Source organism: Micromonospora sp. NPDC049051, assembly GCF_043197575.1.
Classification (GTDB): Bacteria; Actinomycetota; Actinomycetes; order Mycobacteriales; family Micromonosporaceae; genus Micromonospora.
This window is the reverse complement of record NZ_JBICTL010000002.1, coordinates 26,374-52,260: the sequence shown is the minus strand read 5'-3', so window position 1 is coordinate 52,260 and position 25,887 is coordinate 26,374. Positions and strand designations below refer to the sequence as shown.

Genomic DNA, 25,887 nt, shown 5'->3' with positions numbered 1-25,887 from the left:
CGTGGAACCGGCCGGCGACCGCCAGGACGTGATCCTCGTCGTCGACGACGACGAGGACATCGCGCGTTTCGTCGAGTTCAACCTCCGCCTGCACGGCTTCGAGGTGATCCACGCCAGCGACGGGCAGGAGGCGCTCGAGGTCATCGAGCGCCAGCGCCCCGACCTGGCGGTGGTCGACCTGATGATGCCCCGCATCGACGGGTTGGAACTGACCCGGCGGCTGCGGGCCGACCCGATGACCTCGGCCCTGCCGGTGATCATGCTGACCGCCAAGGGCATGACGGTGGACAAGGTGCACGGGCTCAGCGCCGGCGCCGACGACTACCTGGTCAAGCCCTTCGACACGGCCGAGCTGGTCGCCCGGGTCAGCTCCACGCTGCGCCGCAACAAGGAGTTCCGCGAGGTCTCGCCGCTGACCGGGCTGCCCGGCAACAGCCGGATCCGCCGGGAGATCTCCGACCGGGTCCGCAGCGGGGTCGACTACGCCGTCGGCTACATCGACATCGACCGGTTCAAGAGCGTCAACGACAGGTACGGCTTCGTCCGCGGTGACGACTTCATCTCCGCCCTGGCCCGCAGCCTGCACCGGGCGGTGGTCTCGGTGGGGCTGCCCCCGGCCTTCCTGGGTCACGTCGGCGGGGACGACTTCGTGATCGTCTGCGCCCCCGAGCAGGTCCGGCCGCTCACCTCCCGGGTCTCCGCCGACTTCGAGAAGGCCGCCGACTCGCTCTACGACCCGGTCGACGCCGCGCGCGGTTACGTGGAGCTGAAGGACCGCCGGGGCAACATCCGGCGGGCCGCCCTGGTCACCCTCTCGATCGGCGTGAGCCTCTCCGACTCCGGCAAGCGCTTCACCGACCCGCTGGAGGCGATCGCGGTCGCCTCCGAGATGAAGACGGTGGCCAAGAGTCAGCCCGGCTCGTACGTGGCGGTGGACCGGCGGCGCGGCGTTACCTGATTCGTGCGCTGTTGCTGTGAAGTGTGCCGCCCGGGTGGCGCGACCCCCCGTCCGGCGTGTAAGACTGCCCGTGTACCCACCACGCGCTGGCGGGACTCGGTGTAATTCCGAACCGGCGGTGATCCACGGTGTGACCGTGATAAGCCCGCGACCCGGTCGGCCTCGTGCCGCCCGGTGGACCTGGTGAGAATCCGGGGCCGACGGTTGGGAGCGGGCAACCCCCGCCCCCAGACAGTCCGGATGGGAGACAGCGCGCGGGACGGACGGGCCCTGCCCGGCCGCTGAGTTCAGCGTGCCGTGCGCGCCCCCCGGGGCGGCCGCGCCGTACCCGGAATCCGCCGCCGCACGCTTGCGGCCCCATGCCGTTGCCTCCCGTGACCGCCCGCGCGTGACCGGCGAGTGAGAGGGCAGGGCATGGCCGGCGTCTCCGTCGACGAGGCGATGCGTCGCGCGGTGGAACTCGCCGCGCGGGGTCTCGGCACCACCAGCCCCAATCCGGTGGTGGGCTGCGTGCTGCTCGACGCGGCCGGGCAGGTGGTCGGCGAGGGGTTCCACGCCTACGCCGGCGGGCCGCACGCCGAGATCGTCGCGCTCGCCCAGGCGGGTGAGCGGGCCCGCGGCGGCACCGCCGTGGTCACCCTGGAACCCTGCGACCACACCGGCCGCACCGGCCCCTGCAGCACCGCGCTCGTGCGCGCCGGCGTCGCCCGGGTCGTCATCGCCGTGCCCGATCCCAACCCGCTCGCCACCGGGGGCGCCGCCACGCTGCGCGCCGCCGGGCTCCAGGTCGACACGGGGGTACGCGCCCACGAGGCCGAGGCCGGCAACATCGCCTGGCTCACCTCGATGCGCCGGGGCTGGCCGTACGTCATCTGGAAGTTCGCCGCGACGCTGGACGGCCGGTCGGCGGCGGCCGACGGCACCAGCATGTGGATCACCTCCGAGGCCGCCCGGATGGACGTGCACGCGCTGCGCGGCACGGTCGACGCGGTCATCGCCGGGGTGGGCACGGTCCTCGCCGACGACCCCCGGCTCACCGCCCGCAACCTGCGCGACGGCACGCTCGCCATCCGGCAGCCGCTGCGGGTGGTGGTGGACACCGAGGGACGTACGCCGGCCGACGCCCGCGTCCGCGACGCCGCGGCCCGCACGTGGATCGCCACCGCGGCGGAGGTCGGGACCGGGCCCGACGGCCGGGTCGACCTGCCGGCGCTGCTCGCCGCGCTGCACGGGCGCGGGGTCCGCGCCGCGCTGCTGGAGGGCGGCCCGAAGCTGGCCGGCGCCTTCCTGGCCGCCGGCCTGGTCGACAAGATCGTCGGCTACGTCGCGCCCCGGCTGCTCGGCGCCGGCCCGACCGCCCTGGTCGACGCCGGGGTGACCACCATCGCCGAGGCCATCGACCTGGAGTACGTCGACGTCACGCAGGTCGGACCCGACCTGCGGATCACCGCGCTGCCCCGCAAGAGGGAGGGCTGACATGTTCACCGGCATCGTCGAGGAGTTGGGTGAGGTCGTCCGGGTCACTCCGACGGCGGGTGACTCGGCGCTGGTCGCGCTGCGCGGCCCGCTGGTCACCTCGGACGCCCGGCACGGCGACTCGATCGCGGTCAACGGCGTCTGCCTGACCGTGGTCGACGTCTCCGACGGGATCTTCACCGCGGACGTCATGGGGGAGACCCTGCGCCGCTCCGCGCTGGGCGCGCTGCGCGCCGGCGACACCGTCAACCTGGAGCGGGCCGCCGCGCTGGGCAGCCGCCTCGGCGGGCACCTCGTGCAGGGGCACGTCGACGGCGTCGGCGAGGTGCTCGCCCGGGAGCCGGCCGCGCAGTGGGAGACGGTCCGGTTCCGGCTGCCGGCCGCCCTGACCCGGTACGTGGTGGAGAAGGGCTCGATCACCGTCGACGGCGTCTCGCTGACCGTTGCCGACGTCGGTGCGGACTGGTTCTCGGTGGGGCTGATCCCGACCACGCTGAAGCTGACCACGCTCGGCGCCCGCCGCGTCGGCGACCCGGTCAACCTCGAGGTGGACGTCCTCGCCAAGTACGTCGAGCGGCTGCTCGGCGCCCGGCTGACCGACCCCGTCGACGGCCCGCCGGGTGGAGGGCCGGTCGGCGGCGTGGGCCTCGACGCGGCGGGCCTCGACGCGGCGGGCCTGGGCGGGCTCCGGCCCGGCGCCGCGGGCCGCAACGGCGCCGGTGAGGTGGCCTGATGGGCCCGTTCGGCTGGCTGCTCGACGCGCAGGTCGACATCGCCGGCTCGCCCGTGCTGGTCCGGGAGATCGTCGGCAACGGCTTCGGGCTGGCATCGGCCCTGTTCGGCCTCCGCCGCCTGGTCTGGGCCTGGCCCGTCGGCATGATCGGCAACGCGCTGCTGCTCACCGTCTTCCTGGGCGGCGTCTTCGCCACCCCGCAGGCGCACGACCTCTACGGGCAGGCCGGCCGGCAGGTCTTCTTCTTCTCGGTCAGCGTCTACGGCTGGTGGCGCTGGTCGCGCCACCGCCGTCGGGGCGTCGACGGCGACGGGACGGCGGTGGCGCCCCGCTGGGCCACCGGCCGGGAACGGCTGGGCCTGCTGCTCGCGGCCGGGATCGGCACCGCCGCGGCGTACCCGGTGCTCGCCGCCCTCGGCTCCTGGGGGCCGCTGCCGGACGCCTGGATCCTCACCGGCAGCCTCCTCGCCACCTACGGCATGGCGCGCGGCTGGGTGGACTTCTGGCTCATCTGGATCGCCGTCGACGCGGTCGGCGTGCCGCTGCTGCTGCGCGGCGGGTTCTATCCCTCGGCCGCCATGTACCTCGTCTACGGCGCCTTCTGCGCCTGGGGCCTGGTCTCCTGGTGGCGCACCTCGCGGGTCGCCCGCCCGGCGCCCGCCCCGATCCCGTCGACCTACTCGGAGGCCGTGGCATGAGCGAGCGGAGCGAGCGAATCATCAGGCTCAGTGCGGTAGTGCCTCATGGCGGCACGGAGCGAAGCGGAGTGCCGGCATGAGCGAGCGGAGCGAGCGAATCATCAGGCTCAGTGCGGTGGTGCCTCATGGCGGCACGGAGCGAAGCGGAGTGCCGGCATGACCACCTTTGGCAGGATCGAGCAGGCGGTGGCGGACATCGCCGCCGGCCGGCCCGTCGTCGTGGTCGACGACGCCGACCGGGAGAACGAGGGCGACCTGATCTTCGCCGCCGAGCTGGCGACGCCGGAGCTGCTCGCGTTCATGGTGCGCCACACGTCCGGCTACATCTGCGCGCCGCTGACCGAGAGCGAGTGCGACCGGCTGGACCTGCCGCCGCAGCACCACACCAACCAGGACCGGCGGGGCACCGCCTACACGGTGACCGTCGACGCCCGCGAGGGCGTCAGCACCGGCATCTCCGCCGCCGACCGGGCGCACACCATCCGGCTGCTCGCCGACCCCGGCACCGGCCCGGCCGACCTGGCCCGCCCCGGGCACGTGGTGCCGCTGCGGGCCCGCGAGGGCGGCGTGCTGCGCCGGCCCGGCCACACCGAGGCCGCCGTCGACCTGACCCGGCTGGCCGGGCTGCGCCCCGCCGGCGTGCTCTGCGAGCTGGTCAACGACGACGGCACCATGATGCGGGTGCCGGACCTGGAGAAGTTCTGCGCCGAGCACGCGCTGACCCTCGTCACCATCGCCGACCTGGTCGCGTACCGGCGGCGGACGGAGAAGCAGGTCGAGCGGGTCGCCGACGCCCGGATGCCCACCCGGCACGGCGTGTTCCGGGCCCTGGGCTACCGCAGCGAGCACGACTCGGCCGAGCACGTCGCCCTGGTCATGGGCGAGATCGGCGACGGGCGGGACGTGCTGGTGCGGGTGCACTCCGAGTGCCTCACCGGTGACGTGTTCGGCTCGGTGCGCTGCGACTGCGGCCCGCAGCTCGACGCCGCGCTGGACCGGGTCGCCCGCGAGGGCCGGGGGGTGGTGCTCTACGTACGCGGCCACGAGGGCCGTGGCATCGGGCTGCTGCACAAGCTCCAGGCGTACCAGTTGCAGGACCAGGGCCGGGACACGGTCGACGCCAACCTCGACCTGGGCCTGCCGGCCGACGCCCGCGACTACGGCACCGGCGCGCAGATCCTCTACGACATCGGGGTGCGCTCGATGCGGCTGCTCACCAACAACCCGGCCAAGCGCGCCGGCCTGGAGGGCTACGGGCTGACCGTCACCGGCCGTGAAGGGCTGCCGGTGCGCCCGCACCCGGAGAACGTGCGCTACCTGCGCACCAAGCGGGACCGGATGGGACACCTGCTGGACGAGCTGGACGAGGTGACCGAGGCCCCGATGGGTCGCCCGGTCCTCGGCGACGAGATCGGAGCGTAGGCATGGCGGGTTTCGGTGAACCGGGCGTCACGGCGGTCGACGCCGCCGGGATGACCGTCGGCGTGGTCGCCGCGCGCTGGCACGGCGAGCTGACCGACCACATGCTCGACCGGGCGGTCGCCGCCGCCGAGGCGTGCGGGGCCCGTGCGGTCACCGCCCGGGTGGCCGGTTCGGTCGAGCTGCCGGTGGTGGCCCAGGCCCTCGCGCGGCGCTGCGACGTGGTGGTCGCGCTCGGCGTCGTGGTCCGGGGCGCCACGGCCCACTTCGACTACGTCTGCCGGTCGGTGACGGACGGGCTGACCCGGGTGGCGCTGGACGAGGGCAAGCCGGTCGCGCACGGCGTCCTCACCGTCGACACCCTCGCGCAGGCCCGGGACCGGGCCGGGCTGCCCGGCTCGGCGGAGGACAAGGGCTGGTCGGCCACCGTCGCGGCGCTCGACGCCGCGCTGACGATCCGCAACCTCGCCGGCGACGGCCACCGGGTCGGCTTCGGCGGCTGACCCCCGCCGCACCTCGGGGAACCCGCCGGACCCGGCCGAGCCGTGCGTCCGGCCGGGCTGGCCAGGAGAGGCAGGCGGCTGCCGACCGGGGACGCACCGCCGCCGCGCGGCGTTCCCGGTCGGTGAGCGGGCCCGACCCGGCGCACCGGGGCCGCCGGGGTGGCTGGAAGAATCGCGGCGTGAAGACGTTCGAGGAGTTGTTCGCCGAGCTGCAGGCCAAGGCCGCCGCGGGCACCCCCGGCTCGGGCACGGTCGCCGCGCTCGAGAGGGGCGTGCACTTCATCGGCAAGAAGGTCGTCGAGGAGGCGGCCGAGTCGTGGATGGCCGCCGAGCACGAGGGGCCGGAACGTACCGCCGAGGAGATCTCCCAGCTGCTCTACCAGGTCCAGGTGCTGATGCTCGCCAGCGGTCTCGACCTCAAGGACGTGTACCGACATCTGTGAGTGCGCCCCGTCGTTGATCAGTTTCGATCGAAGGAGCACTCCGTCATGCTGCGTGTCGCCATTCCGAACAAGGGCAACCTGGCCGAGCCGGCCGCCCAGATGCTGCGCGAGGCGGGCTACCGCCAGCGCACCGACCCGAAGGACCTGGTCTGCCGGGACGAGGCCAACGACGTCGAATTCTTCTACCTGCGCCCGAAGGACATCGCCACCTACGTCGGCTCCGGCGACCTCGACGTCGGGATCACCGGCCGGGACCTGCTGATCGACTCCGGCGCGCCGGCCGAGGAGGTCATGGATCTCGACTTCGGCCGGGCCACCTTCCGCTTCGCCGCCCGCCCGGAGGACGTCGACGACGTGCGGGAGCTGGGCGGGCACCGGATCGCCACCGCGTACCCGGGGCTCGTCGAGCGGCACCTCGCGGAGCTGGGCGTCAAGGCCGAGGTGACCCGCCTCGACGGCGCGGTGGAGAACGCCATCCGGCTCGGCGTCGCCGACGTGGTCGCCGACGTGGTCGAGACCGGCACCACGCTGCGCCAGGCCGGCCTGGTGGTCTTCGGCGAGCCGTTGTTGCGCTCGTCGGCGGTGCTGGTCCGCCGCGTCGACGCCCCGGCCCACCCGCAGTCCGCCCAGCTGCTGCGCCGGCTGCACGGGGTGCTGGTCGCCCGCCGCTACGTGATGCTCGCCTACGACGTGCCGGCCGGCCTGCTCGAGCGGGCCAGCTCGCTGACCCCGGGCATCGAGTCGCCGACCGTCTCGCCGCTGCACCGCGAGGGCTGGGTGGCGGTGCAGGCGATGGTGCTCCGTGACGACGTACACCGGATCATGGACGAGCTGTACGAGCTCGGCGCCCGCGCGATCCTGGTCACCAACATCCACGCCTGCCGGCTGTGAGCCGCCCGCCCACGGCGGCCGGTGCCCCGGCGCCGTCCCCGGCGTCGCGGGTCCTGCCGCCGTGGGCGGCGTTGACCCTGGTCGCCCTCGCCGGCGTGGCCTCCGCGGCCCAGGGCACGGTCAACGCCGAGCTGGGCGAGCGGGCCGGCAACGCGACCCTGGGGGCGGTGGTCAACAACCTCGGCGGGGCGCTGCTGGTCGGCGTCGGGGCCCTGGCGCTGCCGTCGGCGCGGACCGGTCTGGTCGCGCTGCGCCGGGCCCGGCTGCCCTGGTGGGCGTACCTGGGCGGGCTCGGTGGCGCGGGCATCGTGCTGGCCGGCGCGTACATCGTGCCGGTGCTCGGGGTGGCGATCTTCACCATCGCCCAGGTCGCCGGGGGCAGCCTCGGCGGGCTGGCCGTCGACCGGGCCGGGCTGGCTCCGGTGGGGCGGCTGGCGCTCACCCCGCCACGCGTGGCGGGGGCGCTGCTCGGGGTGGCCGCCGTGACCCTGGCGCAGCTCGGCCAGCCCGTCGGCGACCTCGCCCTCGGCCTGGTCCTGCTGGCCGTGGCGGGCGGGCTGGGGGTCGCGCTCCAGTCCGCGCTGAACGCGCGGATCTCCGCCGCCAGCTCGGCCGCCGCCGGCATGGTGGTCAACTTCGCCACGGCCACGCCCGTCGTGCTCCTGGTCGCGGCGCTGGCCGGGGCCCTCACCGGGCCGGGCCCGACCTGGCCGGGCGACTGGTACCTCTACACCGGCGGCCTGCTCGGCGTCGTCATCGTGGCGACCCTGCTGGTCGGGGTCCCGGCGGTCGGGGTGCTGCGGACCGGTCTCGCCCTGGTCGCCGGACAGCTGGGCGGCGCCCTGTTGCTGGACGCGCTGCTGCCGGGCGGCCCCGGCCTGCGGCTGCCGGTGCTCGTCGGGGCGCTGCTCACCCTGGCGGCGGCCCTGGTCGCCGGCTGGGGGACCGGCCGTCGTGGCCCGCGCGACGTCGTGCCGCCCACCGCCGGCGTTCCGACGGCTTCCGCCGCGACCGCCGGATCAGCGACGCCGGGATAGGCGCCGGTGATCCGGCGGTACGGGGGTCGGTCCGGCGGTCAGTTCACCCGCTCGGCGAGCCCGTGTCGTCGCTCGTACGTCCGGATGGCCGCGTCCCACGCCTCGGTGTACTCCGACGGCCCCATGCCGAGGTCGCCGTGTCCACGTACGGCCTCGCGCAGCAGCTCCAGCAGGTCCGGCACCGTCTCCCGGCGCTCCTGCACGTAGCGGTGGAAGACCTCGGCGAACTGCTCTCCGGTCAGCCGGGCGGCGTGTGCGGTCACCGGATCGTCCTCCAAACTCTGCAGCACGGCGCACCACCGGCGCGTCAACTCGTCCGCCTGCTGGGCCCTGATCTTCTGCAGCTCGTGGTCGCACTCGAGCTTGATCCGTGCCTCCCAGTACGGCCGCAGCCGCTCCCGCACCCGCTCGTCCGGGCTGACCCCCACCTGCACCCAGAAGTACGGCTGGGAACCCTCCCGGGGCCAGCGCTGCCCGGCCAGCCGATCGTTCAGCGCCCGCTCCAGGTCGTGCGAACGGTGCGGCTCGTACTGTCGGGCCAGGTCCACCGCCCGCTCCCGGACGATGCCGGCCGCCCAGGTGAGATACCGCTCGGCTCGCAGCCGCAGCTCCTCGTAGGCCATGTTCTGCGCGGTCCAGGTGTAGACGGCGTGCAGGCGGAAGTCGAAGGCGTCGCCCCTCGCCGGGACCAGGATCGGGTGCGGCACGTCGTGCCGGAACGTCACCGTGCTGGGGACCGGCGGCGGCGGAGGCGGGAGGAGGGGGACCGGCCCGCCCGGCGGGAAGAAGGTGTGCCACCAGCGGCGGCGCTCCGGCTGGGTCGGCACGGACGTGCCCGTGGTGGAAGGCCCGGTGGGGTGAGTGGTCATGGCAGGTCCTCGTCGATGAGTGCGTGTACGGCGTCGAGCAGGTCGTTGCGCGGCATGATGGGCCGCCAGACGTGGCGGATCTGGTGGTCGAGGCGGTGGCGCAGCGGCGGCCGACCCGCGATCACGTGTCGGATCAGGGCCAGGCAGTGGGACGCGACCTCGGGGTCGCCGTCCGCCCGGTTCAACCAGAAGCCGAGCGTCCGCCACGAGCGGTAGGCCGTCTGCGGCATACCCAGTGCCACGGCCCAGAGCGCGGCGACGTGGGCCGGCTCGACGATCCGTCGCCGGACGAGATCAAGCAGCTCCGGCCAGTGCTCCCTGGGTGGCTCCGCCCAGCGGTCGGCGAGGACGCGCAGCGTCCGCGCCGCGTGCAGCCGTACCTCCGGGTCCTCGGACTCGGTCCAGTCGACCAGCTCCGGCACGAGGGTGGCCGCGTGGCCGTCCCGGTAGACCTCGACCAGGCCCCGGACCACGGAGTTGTTCCGTCGCTGCATGCGAGCCTGGGCCACCAGGCGCAGTTGCATCAGGGCGGCGTCGGGCCAGAGGCGGGCCAGGCCGAGGCCGTACGCCCGGGCGACCGTGTCCCGCAGGTGCGCCGCCGGCCCGGCCGCCCACCGGTCGAGTTCGGTTCGTACGCGCTGCCGCAGGCCGGGCTGCATCGCCATCGCGACCAGCCCGATGGCGGCGGCCTGCCGGACGCCCGCACGTCGTTCCCGGGCCAGGTCGCCGACCGTCTCCAGGGCTGCCCGCACGTCCCGCCCGGCCGCCCAGCCGACGGCTCCCGCGGCGGCCTGCCGGACACCCGGCACGTCGGACCGGGCCAGGTCCGTCAGCCAACCGAGCAGTTGCCCGGGCAGCCACCAGTCCGTCCAGGCGACCTCCAGCAACGTCGAACGGAGCTGCTCGCTGCCGGCGCCGAACTCGATCCGCTGGCCACCCGTGGCGCGTTCGTCGGTGACCACGACGACGGCCTGGCGCAGCGTCGACCCGAGAAGCGTGTCGAGGTCCGGGGCGCGCAGCCGGGAACCGGTGGACGCGATCCCGGTGAGGTCTCCCCCGGCCAGCCGCTGGGCCGCCTGACGGATCTCCGCCACCGACTGCCCGGCGAGTACGGCGCAGGCCAGCCGGAACGCGCGGGCCTGGTCGGCAGCCCAGCCGTCGAACCCGTCGGGGCCGTCGTGCCGGTTGACGTCGAGGATCTGCGTGGCGCGCTCCCGCAACTGGCGGGGGAGCAACTGCTCCAGCCTCTCGGTCAGGGCGGGGCCGTGCGGTACCGACCGGGCGATCAGCTCCACCACAGGCACGACCTCGCCAGGACGGGGCTCGCCGGCGAGGTACGCCGAGAGCAGCGGATGGGTGACGCAGTCGTCGTCGAGGTACCGCTCCACACAGCCGCCGTCGCATCCGTCCGGGCACCAGCCGACGCACCGTCCCGTCAACTGCTGGCGCAGCCGCGCCCTGAACACCTCCACCGCCGGCGGGACCCGGTGCTCCACCACGTGCCCGGCGAGATCCTGCCCGCGGCGGGAGAAGTCGCCCACCAGGATCAGCGTCATGCCGGTCGACTCGGCCCGAGCCGCGAGCGCCACCAGGGTGAACCCGTCGACGGCGTTCGCCGCGGTGTCCGTGAGCCGGAGCACGTACCCGTGGCCGCCGGGCAACCGTTCGCTCGGCCCGAGCAGGTCGTCGGGCTGTTCCGCGCCCAGCACGCAGGCGCGGTCCAGTCCGTGCCTGCGTGCGGCGGCGAGGACGGCGGAGGTGAACCGGCCGCTCGAGGACGGGCCGGACAGGCACACCAGGTGGCGGCGCTTGAGGTGACGGTCGAGTTGCTGGTCGCTCGACGTCGGCGCGTATCCGTGCGCCAGTTCGCGGACGTCGGTCTCGCTCATCCGCTCGTACCAGATCCGTCCCGTGCCGTCGGTTCCCGAGGTGGTCACGTTGACGGTGCCGATCGCCACGGCGCCGTGACCGGTCGCGTTCTGCCCCCGTACGCGTACGTCGCCGAGGCCGATCGTGGGGCCGCCGAGCAGGCCGGCCAGCCGGCGGAGCACGTCGCCGGAGTCGAGCGGTTCCTCCGGCTCGTCCGCCTCGCCGCCGTCCGACGACTCGACCGGGTCCGCGGGCCCGTCCGGTGGGCCGTGCTCCGGACCCGCCGCCGGGTCCTCCCCGAGGCGCTCGTACCTCTCGTCGCCGGAGGCGTCCCGGGTCCCGTTCGGGTCGCCGGCGTCGTCGTGCGGGTACGGGAAGTCGGGGGCGGTCACCGGGCCCGGCCTTCCCGCCCGCCGCCGAAGGTCACATCGCGCCCGACGGAGCCGATCGCCGTGGCGCCGGGCCCGATCGCGTTCTGGCCGTCGACCCGCACGTCGCCCGTCCGGATGCCGCCCGTGTCCGGTGGCGTCCGGGTCGTCGGGGAGTCCGACGGCTTCCGCCGGTGCTCCGCGGCGGCTCCCACGCTGCGCGGTGCGGGCGGCGGCGTCGAGGTCTGCGCCGCCGACGGGGCGGACATGTCCTCGTCCACGACGCAGAGCCACGCGTCCTCCTGGAACCCCTTGTCGGGATGGACGACCTCGACCCGCCGGAACCGCTCCGGGCGCATCTCCTCCGGGTACTCGGTGACGACGTCGCGGTAGATCTCCGCCGACACGACCAGCGCCACCCCGGCGTCGGGAAAGGCCGCCAGGGCGCGCTTGACGGGCTCCGCCTCGCACAGCCGGCAGACGAAGACGACGGCGTTGCCGGGGAAGCCGTTGGCCCCGTCGAGGTGGACGAGTCCCTGGTGAACGGCGACCCGCAGACGGATCCGGGCGGCGGGCAGCCGGCTGCTGTTGTAGGCGCGCAGCCGCCGGTTCAGCTCCGGTACGAACCGGCCGATGACGCGGGACTCGGCCACGTCCCGGGGAAGGATCGCCAGTTCGCCGTCGCCGGCCTGCTGGGTCGTCCAGGCGATCCGGTCCAGCCCGACGTCGCGGGCGGCCTCGTGCAGCAGGTCCCGGAAGTCCTTCTGCGCCTCGTACTGTTGAAGATTCGTGCGCCGGCTGTACCGCTCCATGTCCACGGAGATCAACAGTCGCCGTTCGGGATGTCGCATCGTCGTGCCGCCCTTCCTCGCCCGACCCGCCCCACAGGCGGGCACCGCAGGGGACATCGAACCGGGGTCGGCACCGCGGAACCCCGTAGAAGTACGGCATCGCCGGAAACTGTCGTAGGGGCGTCATCCCCTCCTGTGCGGGTGTCCGGCGCGTGGTGGGCCGGTGTCCTGGTCACATGAGGACCAGTCTGTTGGAGCTACTGCTCGCGGTCGATTGGCCACCGGGCGTCCTGCTGGCGTTGGTGGTCGTCCAGCTCGCCGTCGCCGCCCTGCGTCTGCGGGCGTCGCGGAACGCGCAGGGACGGCTACGCTTCGACGGCTGTCTGTGGCCGAGGAGGATGAGAGCGCTGATGCGACGACCAGCCGAACCGCTCGCCGCCACCTGGCCGTACGGCACGTTCCTGCAACGGCTCGGCTCCCCGGTTCGTGTCGCCCTGCTGGAGCTGGGTGTGCGCCGGCGGGTGCTGCCCGGGCAGATCGTCATCCACGAGGGCGTACGGGAGTCGCACCTGGTGCTGCTCGAGGAGGGGCTGACGAAGGTCACCGCGAGCCTTCCGGACGGGCGGGCCGCGCTGCTGGCCCTGCGCGTCGGCGGCGACCTCGTCGGCGAGATGTCGGCACTCAACGGCCAGCCCCGCTCGGCGAGCGTCACCACCTGCGGGCCGGCGACCTACCGGGTCATCCAGCCCGACCGGTTCAAGGCGTTCCTCAAGGAGCACCCGGACGCCGCCTTGGAACTGGCGGCGATGGTGTCGGACAAGCTGCGCTGGTCCAACCGGCGACGCATCGACTTCACCTCGTACCCGGTGAAGATCAGGGTCGCCCGGGTCGTCGCCGAACTCTGCCGCACCCACGGCAGACAGGGGCGCGAGGGTGTCGTCATCGACGTGCGGCTCACGCAGCCCGAGCTCGCCAGCATCTGCGGCGCCGCCGAGACCTCCATCCAGAAGGCCTTGCGGGAACTGCGCACGGAGGGCCTGGTCGACACGGACTACCGCCGGATCACCGTCCGCGATCTTCCCCGCCTGCGGCGGACGGGCGAGTTGGAGGCCGAGGAGGGCTAAAGCGGGTGCCCTGGTCACGGCTGGGGGACCGGCCGTCGTGGTCCCAGGGAGGCCGTCGCACCTGTGGAACGTGTGGTGGCGCGGGAACGGCCGGGCGCGGGTGGCAGACTGGTGGGGTGAGCGAAACCGAGTCCGTGCACCTGCGCCCGCACCGTGTCCGGTTGGTCTGCTGGGTCTGCGCCGCCGTGCTGTTCGTGGTGTTCAGCCTGCTGGCGACCACGTTGAGCGGCGCGACCGGCAACGGCTACGGCAGCTTCCAGCGGGGCGACCAGATCGCGATGGTCGGGCTCGGCGTCCTCGGCGCGCTCGCCTTGCTGATCTTCACCCGGCCCCGGGTCGACGCGAACGCGCGGGGCGTGCGCGTACGCAACGTCGTCGGTTCGTACGAGCTGCCGTGGGAGGTCGTCCGGGGGGTCCGCTTCGACCGGGGCGCGCCCTGGGCCAGCCTGGAGCTGCACGACGACGACCTGCTGCCGATGGTCGCCCTCCAGGCCGCCGACAAGGAGCGGGCCGTCGAGGGGGTCCGCGCCCTGCGCCGGCTGCACCAGGCCCACCAGGCGCGGCTCGCCGAGGGCGCCGCCGGCCGTTGACCGGGTGCCCGGTTGGGTGGGCGTCCGGGCGAGGGTGTAGTGTTACCGAGTCGACCAGGCTGTCTTGCGTGTGCGCAGTCGCGCCCGTGCACGCAGCCTTGAAAGAGGAGCGCCTGCTCCCACCCGAGTCGCCATCACGGTGGCCGGGTCCGGTCACCGGTTCCGGGCACGTCCCGGCGCCGGATGCGCGATCATGTGATCGTGCCGACCGGTCGAGCGGGCCCTGGCATGCGCCGGGGCCTTCTGCTTTCCGGGTCGGCTCCCACCCGGGAGCCGCGGGGTCGGCCACGCAGAGATCCTGACTCGAGGAGGCCCCATCAGCGTCGAACCACGCGTGAACGAGCAGATCCGGGCACGTGAGGTCCGACTGGTCGGCCCCGAGGGCGAGCAGGTGGGCATCGTCCCGCTGGAGCGCGCCCTTCAGCTGGCCGCGGACGTCGACCTGGACCTGGTCGAGGTTGCGCCGATGGCGCGCCCGCCGGTGTGCAAGCTCATGGACTTCGGCAAGTTCAAGTACGAGAGCGCACTCAAGGCGCGCGAAGCGCGGCGTAACCAGCAGCAGACCGTCATCAAGGAGATGAAGCTCCGGCCGAAGATCGACCCGCACGACTACGAGACCAAGAAGGGTCACGTGGTGCGGTTCCTGAAGGCCGGCGACAAGGTCAAGGTGACGATCATGTTCCGCGGTCGCGAGCAGAGCCGCCCGGAGCTGGGTTACCGGCTCCTGCGCCGGCTCGAGTCGGAGATCTCGGAGCTGGGGTACGTCGAGGCCGCTCCCAAGCAGGACGGTCGAAACATGATCATGGTGCTCGCGCCGCACCGCGCCACCAAGGCCGCCGCGGTCGCCGCCACGGCCACCCGGGGCGGGCCGAAAGAGCGGGACGCCGAGGGCGCCCCGGCCGGCGAGCCCGCAGCGGCCGGTGACACCGGCACCGTCGCCGACAACAGCGGCGAGTAACAGGGGAGAGACGTTCCACATGCCGAAGATGAAGAGCCACACGGGGATGGGCAAGCGGGTCAAGGTGACCGGCAAGGGCAAGATCGTTGCCCAGCAGGCCGGCCTCCGGCACAACCTGGAGAAGAAGCCCTCCACCCAGACCCGTCGGCTGACCGGCACCGTGGTGCTGGCCAAGGCCGATGTCAAGCGCATCAAGAAGCTGCTCGGCCGCTGACGCGCGCCACCTTTACGTAATTAGGAGTTGAGATGGCACGCGTCAAGCGGGCTGTGAACGCCCAGAAGAAGCGCCGTACCCTGCTGGAGACCGCGAGCGGCTACCGCGGTCAGCGCTCCCGCCTCTACCGCAAGGCCAAGGAGCAGGTGCTGCACTCGATGCAGTACGCCTACCGGGACCGTCGCGACCGCAAGGGCGACTTCCGGCAGCTGTGGATCCAGCGGATCAACGCGGGCGCCCGCGCCAACGGGATGACCTACAACCGCCTGATCCAGGGCCTGCGCCTGGCCGGCATCGAGGTCGACCGCAAGATCCTGGCCGACCTGGCCGTCAACGACGCCGCCGCCTTCGCGGCGATCGTCGAGCTGGCCCGGGCCGCGGTCGCGGCCGAGGGCACCGGTGGCGCGGCGGCCCAGGCCGCCTGACCCGCACGCACCAGCAGATCGAGGCGTCTCCCATGCAGTCACCATCGCGCGGGAGACGCCTCGACGCTGTCTCCGGCCCGTTTACCCCGCGTACCCCCAGGGTGGTCGCCGCCCGCCGGTTGCAGCGCCGCCGGGACCGCGAGGCCGCCGGCCGCTTCCTGGCCGAGGGACCGCAGGCGGTCCGCGAGGCCCTGGCCCGCCCCGGGGTGGTCACCGAACTCTTCGGTACGCCCACCGCCCTGGACCGGTACGCCGAGCTGGCCGCCGCCGCGGCCCGCGCCGACGTGCCCGTCTCCGAGGCGACCGACGAGGCGCTCGCCGCGCTGGCCGAGACCGTCGCCCCGCAGGGCCTCGTCGCCGTCTGCCGACACCTCGACGTGCCCCTGGAGCGGGCCCTGGCCGGCGGGCCCCGCCTGGTGGCCGTGCTCGCCGGGATCCGCGACCCGGGCAACGCCGGCACCGTGCTGCGCACCGCCGACGCCGCGGGCGCCGGCGCGGTGGTCTTCGCCGGCGAGGCCGTCGACCCGTACAACGGCAAGTGCGTGCGGGCGTCCGCCGGCAGTCTCTTCCACGTCGACGTGGTCCGCGCGCCCGACCCGGTGGACGTCGTCGCGGCGCTGCGCGCGGCCGGGCTCACCGTGCTCGCCACCACCGGCTACGGCGAGGACGACCTCGACGACCTCGCCGACGCCGGGCGGCTGGCCGCCCCCACCGCCTGGCTCTTCGGCTCGGAGGCGCACGGCCTGCCCGAGGCGCTCACCGCCGCCGCCGACGCCCGGGTCCGGGTGCCCCTGCACGGGCGCGCGGAGAGCCTCAACCTGGCTGCGGCTGCCGCCGTCTGCCTGTACGCTTCAGCGAGAGCGCAGCGGTGACCGGCGCCGGTCCCGCCAGCCGTCCAACAGAGGAGAGCGTCCGCCCATGAACGCGCCACGGCGTTCGTTTAGCCAGCCCGCCGGTGTCGGCGGGCGGCGGGCCTGACCTGCTCTCCGCACAACTCCCACCGGCGGGCTGCGGCACAGCCGCGCGTCCGTAGACTCGCTTCGCCGCCCGTGAGGGCCGGCACCGCCGTGAGGGAGTGCCCGTACGCCATGAGCTACCGCAACGATCCGTACGACCCGAAGCAGGTCGCCCTGCTCGATCCGGCCGCCCTGGCCGAGGCCGTCGCCGCCGCCGAGAAGGCGTTCGCCGAGGCCGGTGACCCGGACGCGCTGACCGCGCTGCGCCCGGCGCACCTCGGCGACCGGTCCCCGATCTCGCTGGCCCGCCGCGAGATCGGTGCGCTGCCGCCGGCCGCGAAGTCCGACGCCGGCAAGCGGGTCAACGAGGCCCGCCGCGCCGTGGAGGCCGCGTACGCCGCCCGCCAGGAGATTCTCGACCGGGAGCAGGCGCAGCGGGTGCTGGTGGAGGAGCGCGTCGACGTGACGCTGCCCCACGACCGGCGGCCCCGGGGCGCCCGGCACCCGATCAGCACCCTGATGGAGCAGATCAGCGACCTGTTCGTCGGCATGGGCTACGAGGTGGCCGAGGGGCCCGAGGTCGAGCTGGAGTGGACCAACTTCGACGCCCTCAACATCCCCGCCGACCACCCGGCGCGCGGCCTGATGGACACCTTCCACGTCGCGCCGCCGGAGGGCGCGGAGGGCTCCGGCCTGGTCCTGCGTACGCACACCTCGCCGGTGCAGGCGCGCACCATGCTGACCCGCAAGCCGCCGATCTACGTGATCGTGCCGGGCCGGGTCTACCGCACCGACGAGCTGGACGCCACCCACGCGCCGGTCTTCCACCAGGTGGAGGGCCTCGTGGTCGACAGGGGCATCACCATGGCGCACCTGCGCGGCACCCTGGACCACTTCGCCCGGGCGATGTTCGGCGAGGGCGCCAGGACCCGCTTCCGGCCGCACTACTTCCCGTTCACCGAGCCGTCCGCCGAGTTCGACGTGTGGTTCCCGGAGCACCGCGACGGCCCCCGCTGGGTCGAGTGGGGCGGCTGCGGCATGGTCAACCCGCGGGTGCTGCGCGCCTGCGGCATCGACCCCGAGGTCTACTCGGGATTCGCGTTCGGCATGGGCATCGACCGGACGGTGATGTTCCGGCACGGGGTCAGCGACATGCGGGACATGGCCGAGGGCGACGTGCGGTTCACCCGCGCGTTCGGGGTCGGGGCGTAGGCGATGCGGGTACGAGTCACGGAGACGGTGGTCTGAGTCATGCGAGTTTCTGTCAGTTGGCTGCGGGAGTACGTCGACCTCCCCGCCGACCTGTCCACGGGCGACCTGGAGCAGGCCCTGGTCGGCCTCGGCATCGAGGTCGAGTCCGTGGTGGACCTGCGGGAGACCGTCACCGGCGCGCTGGTCGTCGGTGAGGTGCTCGAGATCGAGGAGCTGACCGGCTTCAAGAAGCCGATCCGGTTCTGCCGGGTCGACGTCGGCGACGCCAACGGCACCGGCGATCCGCAGGAGATCGTGTGCGGGGCGCGCAACTTCGCCCCCGGCGACCGGGTCGTGGTGATCCTCCCCGGCGGCGTGCTGCCCGGCGGCTTCGCCATCGGCGCCCGCAAGACGTACGGGCGCAACTCCAACGGCATGATCTGCTCGGCGAGGGAGCTGGGCCTGGGCGACGACCACGACGGCATCGTCGTGCTGCCGGGGGACACCCCCGCCAAGCCGGGCGACGACGCGCGCCCCGTCGTGGGGCTCGACGACGTCGTGGTCGAGGTGGAGATCACCCCCGACCGGGGGTACGCGATGAGCGTCCGTGGCCTGGCCCGGGAGCTGTCGCACGCCCTCGGGGTGCCGTTCCGCGACCCCGGCCTGGCGCCCGCGCCCGGCGGCACCGGCACGCCCGCGTACCCGGTCGAGGTGCGCGACACCGTCGGCTGCGACCGGTTCGCCGCCCGCGTCGTGCGCGGCGTCGACCCGACGGCGCCGAGCCCCGGCTGGATGCAGCGGCGGCTCACCGTCGCCGGCATCCGCAGCATCTCGCTGCCGGTCGACATCACCAACTACGTGATGCTCGAGCTGGGCCAGCCGATGCACGCCTTCGACCTCGACCGGATCGCCGGGCCGCTGGTGGTCCGCCGGGCCGAGGCGGGGGAGAAGCTCACCACCCTGGACGGGGTCAGCCGCGTCCTCGCGCCCGAGGACATGGTGATCTGCGACGCCGGGCTGCCGAACGCCCTCGCGGGCGAGGGCGCCGGCGTCCCGATCTCGCTGGCGGCCGTGATGGGCGGCGAGACCAGCGAGGTCGTCGCCGGGACCACCAACGTGCTCCTCGAGGCCGCCCACTGGGACCCGGTGATGGTCGGGCGCACCGCCCGCCGGCACAAGCTGTTCAGTGAGGCGGCGAAGCGGTGGGAGCGGGGCGTCGACCCGGCCCTGCCGCTGGTCGCCCTCGAGCGCGCCGTGCGGCTGCTCACCGAGCACGCCGGCGGCACGGCCGGGGACGAGATCCTCGACGTCGACCACGTCCGGCCGCGTACCCCGGTCGTGCTGCCGGCCGACCTGCCCGGCCGGCGGGTCGGCGTGGACTACCCGCCGGCGCGGGTGGCCACCGTGTTGGAGCAGGTCGGCTGCACGGTGACCCGGGGCGCCGACCGGCTGGCCGAGGACCCGGGCGAGGTCGGTGTCACCGTCGGCGCGGCCGACACGTTCAGCGTCGTCCCGCCGACCTGGCGACCCGACCTGACCGACCCGGCCGACCTGGTCGAGGAGGTGGTCCGCCTCGACGGGTACGACCGGGTGCCGTCGGTGCTGCCGACCGCGCCGCCCGGCCGTGGCCTGACCTGGCAGCAGCGGCGCCGCCGGGCCGTGGCCCGGTCGCTCGCCGAGCGGGGGTACGTGGAGGTGCTCGCGCACCCGTTCGTCGCCCCCGGCCTGGCCGACCAGCTCGCCCTGCCCATCGACGACCCGCGTCGACGGGCGGTACGGCTGGCCAACCCGCTGTCGGAGGAGGAGCCGCTGCTGCGCACCACGCTGCTCGGCCCGCTGCTCGGCATCGTCAAGCGCAACCTCGGCCGGGGCCAGCGCGACCTGGCCCTCTACGAGATCGGCGCGGTGTTCCACCCGCGTCCCGGCGCCGGCCGCCCGCCGGCGATGGGCGTGGACCGGCGACCCACCGACGAGGAGTTCGCCGCCGCCGACGCGGTGGTGCCCGACCAGCCCCGGCACGTCGCGGTCGTGCTGACCGGCGACGTCGAGCCGGCCGGCTGGTGGGGCGCCGGTCGCCCGGCCGGCTGGGCGGACGCCGTCGAGGCCGGCCGGGACGTGCTGGCCGCCGCCGAGATCCCCGCCGAGCGGATCGAGGTCCGGGCCGCCGAGTACGCCCCCTGGCATCCCGGCCGCTGCGCCGAGCTGCTGGTCGACGGCACGGTGGTCGGGCACGCCGGGGAACTGCACCCGGCGGTCGTGGCGGCGCTGGAGCTGCCCCGGCGTACCAGCGCGATGGAACTCGACCTGGACGCGCTGCCGGCCGCTCCGGTGGCGTCCGCGCCGGTCGTGTCGGGCTTCCCTCCGGCGCTGATCGACGTGGCGCTGGTCGTCGACTCCTCCGTACCGGCGGCGCAGGTGCGTCAGGCCCTCGTCGAGGGTGCCGGCGCGCTGCTGGAGGGGGTGCGTCTGTTCGACGTGTACACCTCGGAGCAGCTCGGGGCGGGCCGCAGGTCGCTGGCGTACAAGCTCACCTTCCGGGCCCCGGACCGGACGTTGACCGTGGAGGAGGCGGTGGCCGCCCGGGACGCGGCGGTCGCCCGCGCCGCGGAACGCTTCGGCGCCACCCTGCGCGGCGCCTGAGGCGGCGGCGATGCTCGGATGGTTGGTGGTGGCCGGCGTGCTCGCGTCGGCCACCGCCGGCCTGCTCTGGGCCCGTCGGCACCTGCTGCTGGTCTCCGTCGTGGGCCGCAGCATGGAGCCGACGCTGCGTCCCGGCGACCGGGTGCTGGCCCGGCGGGTGCCGCTGTCCCGCGTGCGCCCCGGCGACGTGGTCGTGGTGACGGCCCCGGCGGCGATGACCGCCCGCCACCCGGCCCAGCCGGGCGGGGCCGGCCCGGGTCTGATGATCAAGCGGGCGTACGCGGTGCCCGGCGAGCCCGTGCCCGTCGACCGGGTGCCGCTGCTGCGCCAGCGTCCGGAGCGGGTGGTGCCGCCGGGGCAGCTGGTGCTGCTCGGCGACAACCCGCCGTTCAGCTACGACTCCCGCGAGTGCGGCTACGTACCCGAGGCGGACCTGCTCGGGGTGGTCGTCCGGCCGAGGCTGCCCTCCGCGTGACCCGCGGGTGGCGTGCCGCGCGGCCCGGGGCCGCGCGGCACGCCGGTGCCGGAACTCAGCACAGAGCGGTCATCGTGCCCGCTCCCGCGCTGCAGTAGTACCCGCACGAGCCGCACGTCGTGCCGCAGCTGGGGGTGTAACTGCACCGCTTGAGATGGCAGGTGCCACACGCCGCACACCACGGGTCCGGCGGACAGGCGGCGGCGGCCGTCACCTTCGGGACGAACACGCCGAGCATCCGCTCGCCGAGGCGCTCCAGTCGACGCATCATCCGATCACCTCCTCTCATCAGGATCGACAGCTGCGGGCACGCTACGGCCGCCCGGTACACCGGACCTACAGCCGGCGCCGCCACCGGTAAGCGACGGGTGTATCGGCGATGTATCCGTCACTCCTAGCGTGGGCCCCCGGCTGACGAGGAGGTGCCGACGGATGCGAGCGGTGGAACTGGGTGCGCGGATCCTGCTGGCCCTGGTGTTCCTCGCCGCGGTGCTCGGCAAGCTGCGCACCCGGGCGGGTTTCGACGAGTTCGTGGCGTCGGTCGGGCAGTTCGGCGTGCCGGCGAGGTGGGTCGGCCCGGTCGCCCGGGTCGCCGTCGCCACCGAGGCGGCCGTGGTCGTGCTGCTCGCCGTGCCGGCGACCGTCCCCGCCGGGCTGCTGCTCGCCGCCGGGCTGCTCGGCGTGCTCACCGTCGCGATCGCCGCCGCGTTGCGGCGCGGCGTCCGCCCGGCGTGCCGCTGCTTCGGCGCCGCCGACGCCCCGATCGGTCCGCGACACGTGGCGCGCAACCTGGCCCTCGCCGGGGTGGCGCTGCTCGGCCTGCTCGGCGGGGCCGCCGCCGGTGCACCGCCGTCGCCGGCCACCATGCTGCTCGTCGCCGGGGCGGCCGTCCCGCTGGCCGCCGTGGTGGTCCGCCTCGACGACCTGGTCGCCCTCTTCGCCCCGCACCCGTCGTCCCGGCCGACCCGTCCGGCCGGCCGCTCCTGACCCCTCCCGGCAACCCGAAGGAGTTCCCGTGGCGCTGTTGACCGTCGCCGTCGTCCTCGTCGCCGTGCTCGGCCTGCTCAACCTGGTGCTGACGCTCGGCGTGGTCCGCCGGCTGCGCGAGCACACCGAGCTGCTCAACGACCGGCAGTCCCAGCCGCCGGCGGTGATGCTGGAGGCGGGCGCCGCCCCCGGCGACTTCGCCTCCACCACCGTGGACGGTCGGCTGCGTACCCGGGCCGACCTGCCGCCGATGACGCTGGTGGCGTTCCTGACGCCGAGCTGCGAGCACTGCGCCGAGCAGGTCCCGCTGCTCATCGACCGGGCGCGGATGATGCCCGGCGGGGCGGAGCACGTCTGGGTGGTGGTGGTCGGCAAGGGCGGGGAGACCGAGGCGTACGCGGCACAGTTCGCCGGACTCGCGACGGTCTTCATCGAGCCGGGCAGCGGCCCGCTGCCGCTCGCGTTCGGCGTCAAGGGATACCCGGCGTTCGGCCTGCTCGACGAGCGTGGCCTCGTCGCGTCGTCCGCCTTCGGCATCGCCCGGTTGGACCTGCCGGTGGCGCGGTGACCGGGCCCCGGCTGGCGCCCCGGCGGGCCGTCCGGCACGCCCGGGCGGCCCTGGGGCTCACCTGGCGGGCGGCCCCCGGGGGCACCGCCGTCGACCTGCTGCTGGCGATCCTCGCCGGGGTGACGCCGGTGCTCGTCGCCGCACTGACCAAGCTCGTCCTGGACCGGCTGGCCGGCGGGCGTGCCGCGGACGCGTCGCTGGCCCTGCTCGGCGTCGGGCTCGCGGTCGCCGCCGCGGCCGGCGTCGTCCTGCCCCACCTGCGCACGTACGTGGAGAAGGAGCGCATCCGGTCGGTGTCCCGGCTGGTGCGCCGGAGGTTGCACGCCGCCGTGCTGCGCCTGGTCGGCCTGGTCCGGCTGGAGGACCCGGAGTTCCAGGACCGGTTGCAGGCCGCCCAGCAGACCGGTCACCTGGGACCGACCCAGCTCACCGGGAACGCGCTCGGTGCGGTGCAGAGCGTGCTCGCCGTCACGGGTTTCCTGGGCGTGCTGCTGGCGCTCAGCCCGGCGATCGGTCTCCTGGTGCTGGTGGCGGCGCTGCCCACGCTCTGGATGCAGCTGCGCCTCAACCGGGCGCGGGTGGCGATGGTGCTGCACCTGGAGCACTTCCAGCGGCGCGACCTGTTCTTCGCCCAGCTGCTGGTGGGCGTGCCGGCCGCCAAGGAGGTGCGGCTCTTCGGCCTCGGCCGGTTCTTCGGCGACCGGATGCTCGGCGAGCTGCACGGCATGCACCGGGTGGAGCAGCGGCTGGACCGCCGCGAGTTGCGGGCCCAGGGCCTGCTCGGACTCCTCGGCGCCACGGTGGCGGGGGCGGGCGTGGTCTACACGGTCGCGGCTGCCGCCGGTGGTCGGCTCACCGTCGGCGACGTGGCGCTCTACCTGGTGGCGGTGCCCGGGGTGCAGGGTGCGCTGGGCGGGCTGGTCGGCCAGCTCGGCGCGATCCACCAGGCGCTGCTGCTGTTCGACCACTACGACCAGGTCGTCCGCGCCGAGCCTGACCTGCCGGTGGCGGCCGACGCCCGGCCGGCGCCGCCGCTGCGCGAGGGCATCGAGTTGCGCGACGTGTGGTTCCGGTACTCGCCCCGGCATCCGTGGGTGCTGTGCGGGGTGGACCTGTTCCTGCCGGCCGGGTCGACGACCGCGCTGGTCGGGTTGAACGGCGCGGGCAAGAGCACCCTGGTCAAGCTGCTGTGCCGGTTCTACGACCCGGAGCGCGGCAGCATCCGGTGGGACGGGGTGGACCTGCGCGAGTTCGACCCGGCGGCGCTGCGGGAGCGGCTGGGCGCGGTCTTCCAGGACTTCATGCCGTACGACCTCTCGGCGGCGGAGAACATCGCCGTCGGGGACCTGCGCGCCCGCGACGAGCCGGAGCGCCTGCGTACCGCCGCGCGGCAGGCGGGCATCGACGAGGCGCTGACCGCGCTGCCCCGGGGCTACGACACCCTGCTCACCCGGATCTTCTTCGACGGCCCGGACCGGGACGACCCGCAGGCGGGGGTGGTCCTCTCCGGCGGCCAGTGGCAGCGGGTGGCGCTGGCCCGCGGCTTCCTGCGCGCCGACCGCGACCTGCTGATCCTCGACGAGCCCAGCTCCGGCCTGGACGCCGAGGCCGAGCACGACCTGCACACCCGGCTGCGCGAGCTGCGCCGGGGACGCACCAGCCTGCTCATCTCGCACCGGCTCAACGCCGTGCGGGACGCGGACGTCATCGTGGTGCTGTCCGACGGCAGGATCGCCGAGCATGGCCGGCACGACGAGTTGCTCGCCGCCGGTGGCGGCTACGCCCGGCTCTTCAACCTCCAGGCCCGTGGCTACCGGGAGGAGGCCTCCTCGTCGGTGTGACCCGACGGCTGCTCGACGGCGGCCAGTTCGGCGGCGTAGAGCCGGACCAACTCGCCCACCCGGTAGCGGCCCGGCCCGGCCGGCTCGGCGAGCTGCGCCGTCACCAGCCGGTCCAGTGCGCGTACGGCGTCCTCCGGTGGCAGGCCGGTCAGCGCGGCGGCCGTCTCCGTGGTCAGCGGTCCCGTCCGGGTCCCGCCCAGCCGGCGGAACACCTGCGCGGCGGAGCCGAGCCGGCGGTAGCTCGCGGTCAGCCGGGGCCCCAGCCCGGTCTCCGCGAGCCGGTGCCGCTCGTCGCGCAGCAGCCGCGCCAGCCGGGCCATCGACCAGTGCGGCCCCTCGGCCAGCCGGCGGGCGACGGTGCGCAGCGCCAGCGGCAGTCCCTCGCAGAGCGCGACGACCGCCCGGGCCGCCTCCGGCTCGTCGTCCACCCGGCGGTCCCCGGCGACGGCCCGCAACAGGGCCAGCGCGACGCCGGTCGGCAGCGGGTCCAGCCGCAGCGGGCGGACGTCGCCGTCGGGCATCGGGCAGCGGCTGGTGACCAGCAGCGCGCAGCCGCCGCGCGCCGGCAGCAGGCCGTCGACCTGCGCCGGATCGGCGGCGTTGTCGAGCACCAGCAGCACCCGCCGGCCGAACAGCAGCGACCGGACGCGGGCCCTCGTCTCGGCGAGACCGGTGGGCTCCGGCTCGCCCGTGGCGCCCTGGAACGACCGGAGCACCCGGGCGGCCACCTCGACCGGGGGCAGCGGGGTCCCGGCCACGGAACCGCCCAGGTCGAGGTGGAGCTGGCCGTCCGGGAACGACTCCAGCGCCGCGACGGCGGCGCGCAGCCCGAGCGCCGACTTGCCGACGCCGGCCGTGCCGTGCACGGTCACGGTGACCGGGTGCTCCCGGGCGGACGTCAGCGCGGTACGCAGCCGGGCCAGCTCGGCGTGCCGCCCGACGAAGGGCGCGGCGGCGCAGGGGAGTTCGTGCGGCACCAGCACGGGTCGGGCCTCGGCGGCACGCTCCCCGTCGCGCGAGGGTGGCCGGGCCGCGATCGGCGGCGGGCGCTGCCAGCGTCGCCGGACCGCGCGGTACAACTCGGTCAGCTCAGGGCCCGGGGCGATTCCCAGCTCGCCGGCGAGGGCCCGGCACGCGGCGCGGTACGTCTCCAGGGCGGCGGCCTGGTCGCCGGCCCGGCACTGGGCGGTCATCAGCAGCGCCCAGGCGGGCTCCCGCAGCGGGTTCTCCGTCAGGTGGGCGCGCAGCAGGGCCAGCAGTTCGGGGCTGCCCCGGTCGCCGAGGTCGAGCCGGCAGGCGGCGTACGCCTCCCGCACGCCGGCCCGGCGCTCGCGCAGCCGGTCGAACGCCGCGGCGGTCGCCGGCCCGTACGCCGGGGGCGGATCCGTCACCGACCAGAGCGCCAGCGCCCGCTCCAGCAGCGGTGCGGCGACCCGTGGCTCCCCGTCGGCGCGGGCGGCGAGCCCCTCGGCGGCCAGCCGTTCGAACTCGGCCGCGTCCAGTTCGCCGGGCCCGACCCGGAGCCGGTAGCCGCCGTGCTGGGCGTGCAGTCGGGGCGGCTCGCCGGGCGCGGTGAGCAGACGGCGCAGCTGGCTGGCGTGGCTGCGCAGGTTCGCCACCGCCGACACGGGAGCGGGGCCGGCCCAGAGTTCCTCGCGCAGCCGCTCGACCGGCACCGCCACGCCGGCGTGCAGCAAGAGGGTGACCAGCATGGCGGTGGGCCGCCCGGGGGGCAGGCGCAGCGGCCTGCCGTCGCCGCAGACCCGTACCGGCCCGAGGATCCGGAACGTCAGCTCCATGGCGACCTCCGCCGTGTGTCCCCCGTGGCTAGGTTTCCCAGCCCCACACCATCGCGCGCAGACA

At 74.8% G+C, this 25,887-nt stretch carries 25 protein-coding genes; 21 read left to right on the top strand and 4 right to left on the bottom strand.

Translation table 11 applies throughout. From position 1 onward, the window contains the following. Position 1: 1 nt before the first annotated feature. From ACGFIR_RS07540 to ACGFIR_RS07500, 9 genes are all read left to right on the top strand, one after another. On the top strand, positions 2-958 hold the full coding sequence (locus tag ACGFIR_RS07540; protein ID WP_210834620.1) for a response regulator: 957 nt from the start codon (positions 2-4) through the stop codon (positions 956-958). A 414-nt stretch (positions 959-1,372) separates the two neighbouring features. Beyond that, complete coding sequence (ribD, locus tag ACGFIR_RS07535; protein WP_393005695.1) at positions 1,373-2,434, top strand: bifunctional diaminohydroxyphosphoribosylaminopyrimidine deaminase/5-amino-6-(5-phosphoribosylamino)uracil reductase RibD; 1,062 nt, start codon at positions 1,373-1,375, stop codon at positions 2,432-2,434. Position 2,435: 1 nt separating this feature from the next. Continuing rightward, positions 2,436-3,167 (top strand): riboflavin synthase, encoded by a 732-nt coding sequence (locus tag ACGFIR_RS07530; RefSeq protein WP_393005694.1) that lies wholly within the window; start codon positions 2,436-2,438, stop codon positions 3,165-3,167. Beyond that, entirely contained in the window at positions 3,167-3,865 is a 699-nt protein-coding gene (locus ACGFIR_RS07525) for a nicotinamide riboside transporter PnuC (RefSeq protein WP_393005693.1), read from the top strand. The genes ACGFIR_RS07530 and ACGFIR_RS07525 overlap by 1 nt, the downstream gene beginning before the upstream one ends. Before the next feature lie 156 nt (positions 3,866-4,021). Beyond that, complete coding sequence (locus tag ACGFIR_RS07520) at positions 4,022-5,287, top strand: bifunctional 3,4-dihydroxy-2-butanone-4-phosphate synthase/GTP cyclohydrolase II (protein ID WP_393005692.1); 1,266 nt, start codon at positions 4,022-4,024, stop codon at positions 5,285-5,287. 2 nt (positions 5,288-5,289) lie between these two features. Further along, positions 5,290-5,787, top strand: coding sequence for a 6,7-dimethyl-8-ribityllumazine synthase (gene ribH, locus ACGFIR_RS07515; RefSeq protein ID WP_393005691.1), 498 nt, complete (start codon positions 5,290-5,292; stop codon positions 5,785-5,787). 179 nt (positions 5,788-5,966) lie between these two features. Further along, complete coding sequence (locus tag ACGFIR_RS07510; RefSeq protein ID WP_357069382.1) at positions 5,967-6,230, top strand: phosphoribosyl-ATP diphosphatase; 264 nt, start codon at positions 5,967-5,969, stop codon at positions 6,228-6,230. A 45-nt stretch (positions 6,231-6,275) separates the two neighbouring features. Beyond that, positions 6,276-7,121, top strand: coding sequence for an ATP phosphoribosyltransferase (gene hisG / locus ACGFIR_RS07505; RefSeq protein WP_393005690.1), 846 nt, complete (start codon positions 6,276-6,278; stop codon positions 7,119-7,121). Further along, entirely contained in the window at positions 7,118-8,158 is a 1,041-nt protein-coding gene (locus ACGFIR_RS07500; protein WP_393143813.1) for a DMT family transporter, read from the top strand. The genes hisG and ACGFIR_RS07500 overlap by 4 nt, the downstream gene beginning before the upstream one ends. Positions 8,159-8,196: 38 nt before the next feature. On the opposite strand, the gene ACGFIR_RS07495 is transcribed toward ACGFIR_RS07500, so the two are convergent. Genes ACGFIR_RS07495 through ACGFIR_RS07485 form a run of 3 tightly spaced genes read right to left on the bottom strand, consistent with a single transcriptional unit; the run spans position 8,197 to position 12,115 of the window. After that, complete coding sequence (locus ACGFIR_RS07495) at positions 8,197-9,027, bottom strand: hypothetical protein (protein ID WP_393143811.1); 831 nt, start codon at positions 9,025-9,027, stop codon at positions 8,197-8,199. Next, complete coding sequence (locus ACGFIR_RS07490) at positions 9,024-11,288, bottom strand: hypothetical protein (RefSeq protein WP_393143809.1); 2,265 nt, start codon at positions 11,286-11,288, stop codon at positions 9,024-9,026. Before ACGFIR_RS07490 ends, ACGFIR_RS07495 begins: the two co-directional genes overlap by 4 nt. Further along, positions 11,285-12,115, bottom strand: coding sequence for a hypothetical protein (locus ACGFIR_RS07485; protein WP_393143807.1), 831 nt, complete (start codon positions 12,113-12,115; stop codon positions 11,285-11,287). Before ACGFIR_RS07485 ends, ACGFIR_RS07490 begins: the two co-directional genes overlap by 4 nt. Positions 12,116-12,291: 176 nt before the next feature. On the opposite strand from ACGFIR_RS07485, the gene ACGFIR_RS07480 reads away from it, so the two are divergent. The 12 genes from ACGFIR_RS07480 to ACGFIR_RS07425 all read left to right on the top strand — a co-directional run bounded on the left by ACGFIR_RS07480 (position 12,292) and on the right by ACGFIR_RS07425 (position 24,024). Continuing rightward, the gene (locus ACGFIR_RS07480; RefSeq protein WP_393143805.1) at positions 12,292-13,179 is read left to right on the top strand and encodes a Crp/Fnr family transcriptional regulator; all 888 of its coding nucleotides are present in this window, start codon (positions 12,292-12,294) and stop codon (positions 13,177-13,179) included. A 116-nt stretch (positions 13,180-13,295) separates the two neighbouring features. After that, positions 13,296-13,769: a PH domain-containing protein gene (locus ACGFIR_RS07475; protein ID WP_393005688.1), complete on the top strand. Its 474-nt coding sequence runs from the start codon at positions 13,296-13,298 to the stop codon at positions 13,767-13,769. A 334-nt stretch (positions 13,770-14,103) separates the two neighbouring features. Continuing rightward, positions 14,104-14,727, top strand: coding sequence for a translation initiation factor IF-3 (gene infC / locus ACGFIR_RS07470; RefSeq protein ID WP_393005687.1), 624 nt, complete (start codon positions 14,104-14,106; stop codon positions 14,725-14,727). A 19-nt stretch (positions 14,728-14,746) separates the two neighbouring features. After that, complete coding sequence (rpmI, locus tag ACGFIR_RS07465; RefSeq protein WP_007458415.1) at positions 14,747-14,941, top strand: 50S ribosomal protein L35; 195 nt, start codon at positions 14,747-14,749, stop codon at positions 14,939-14,941. Positions 14,942-14,973: 32 nt separating this feature from the next. Next, positions 14,974-15,366: a 50S ribosomal protein L20 gene (gene rplT / locus ACGFIR_RS07460; protein WP_030335718.1), complete on the top strand. Its 393-nt coding sequence runs from the start codon at positions 14,974-14,976 to the stop codon at positions 15,364-15,366. A 32-nt stretch (positions 15,367-15,398) separates the two neighbouring features. After that, positions 15,399-16,238 carry a TrmH family RNA methyltransferase gene (locus ACGFIR_RS07455; protein ID WP_393005685.1) on the top strand — a complete coding sequence of 280 codons (840 nt, stop codon included), beginning with the start codon at positions 15,399-15,401 and terminating at the stop codon, positions 16,236-16,238. A 216-nt stretch (positions 16,239-16,454) separates the two neighbouring features. Further along, complete coding sequence (gene pheS / locus ACGFIR_RS07450) at positions 16,455-17,534, top strand: phenylalanine--tRNA ligase subunit alpha (protein WP_393143803.1); 1,080 nt, start codon at positions 16,455-16,457, stop codon at positions 17,532-17,534. 39 nt (positions 17,535-17,573) lie between these two features. Continuing rightward, entirely contained in the window at positions 17,574-20,153 is a 2,580-nt protein-coding gene (gene pheT / locus ACGFIR_RS07445; RefSeq protein WP_393005681.1) for a phenylalanine--tRNA ligase subunit beta, read from the top strand. Positions 20,154-20,163: 10 nt separating this feature from the next. Then, positions 20,164-20,628: a S26 family signal peptidase gene (locus ACGFIR_RS07440; RefSeq protein ID WP_393005679.1), complete on the top strand. Its 465-nt coding sequence runs from the start codon at positions 20,164-20,166 to the stop codon at positions 20,626-20,628. 432 nt (positions 20,629-21,060) lie between these two features. Next, on the top strand, positions 21,061-21,615 hold the full coding sequence (locus ACGFIR_RS07435; RefSeq protein WP_393005677.1) for a MauE/DoxX family redox-associated membrane protein: 555 nt from the start codon (positions 21,061-21,063) through the stop codon (positions 21,613-21,615). 28 nt (positions 21,616-21,643) lie between these two features. Next, a complete protein-coding gene (locus ACGFIR_RS07430; RefSeq protein WP_393005675.1) occupies positions 21,644-22,183 on the top strand; it encodes a TlpA family protein disulfide reductase in 540 nt (179 codons plus the stop codon). Continuing rightward, positions 22,180-24,024 (top strand): ABC transporter ATP-binding protein, encoded by a 1,845-nt coding sequence (locus tag ACGFIR_RS07425; RefSeq protein ID WP_393005673.1) that lies wholly within the window; start codon positions 22,180-22,182, stop codon positions 24,022-24,024. Before ACGFIR_RS07430 ends, ACGFIR_RS07425 begins: the two co-directional genes overlap by 4 nt. On the opposite strand, the gene ACGFIR_RS07420 is transcribed toward ACGFIR_RS07425, so the two are convergent. Next, positions 23,994-25,823 (bottom strand): BTAD domain-containing putative transcriptional regulator, encoded by a 1,830-nt coding sequence (locus tag ACGFIR_RS07420; RefSeq protein ID WP_393143801.1) that lies wholly within the window; start codon positions 25,821-25,823, stop codon positions 23,994-23,996. The genes ACGFIR_RS07425 and ACGFIR_RS07420 overlap by 31 nt on opposite strands. Positions 25,824-25,887 lie beyond the last annotated feature (64 nt).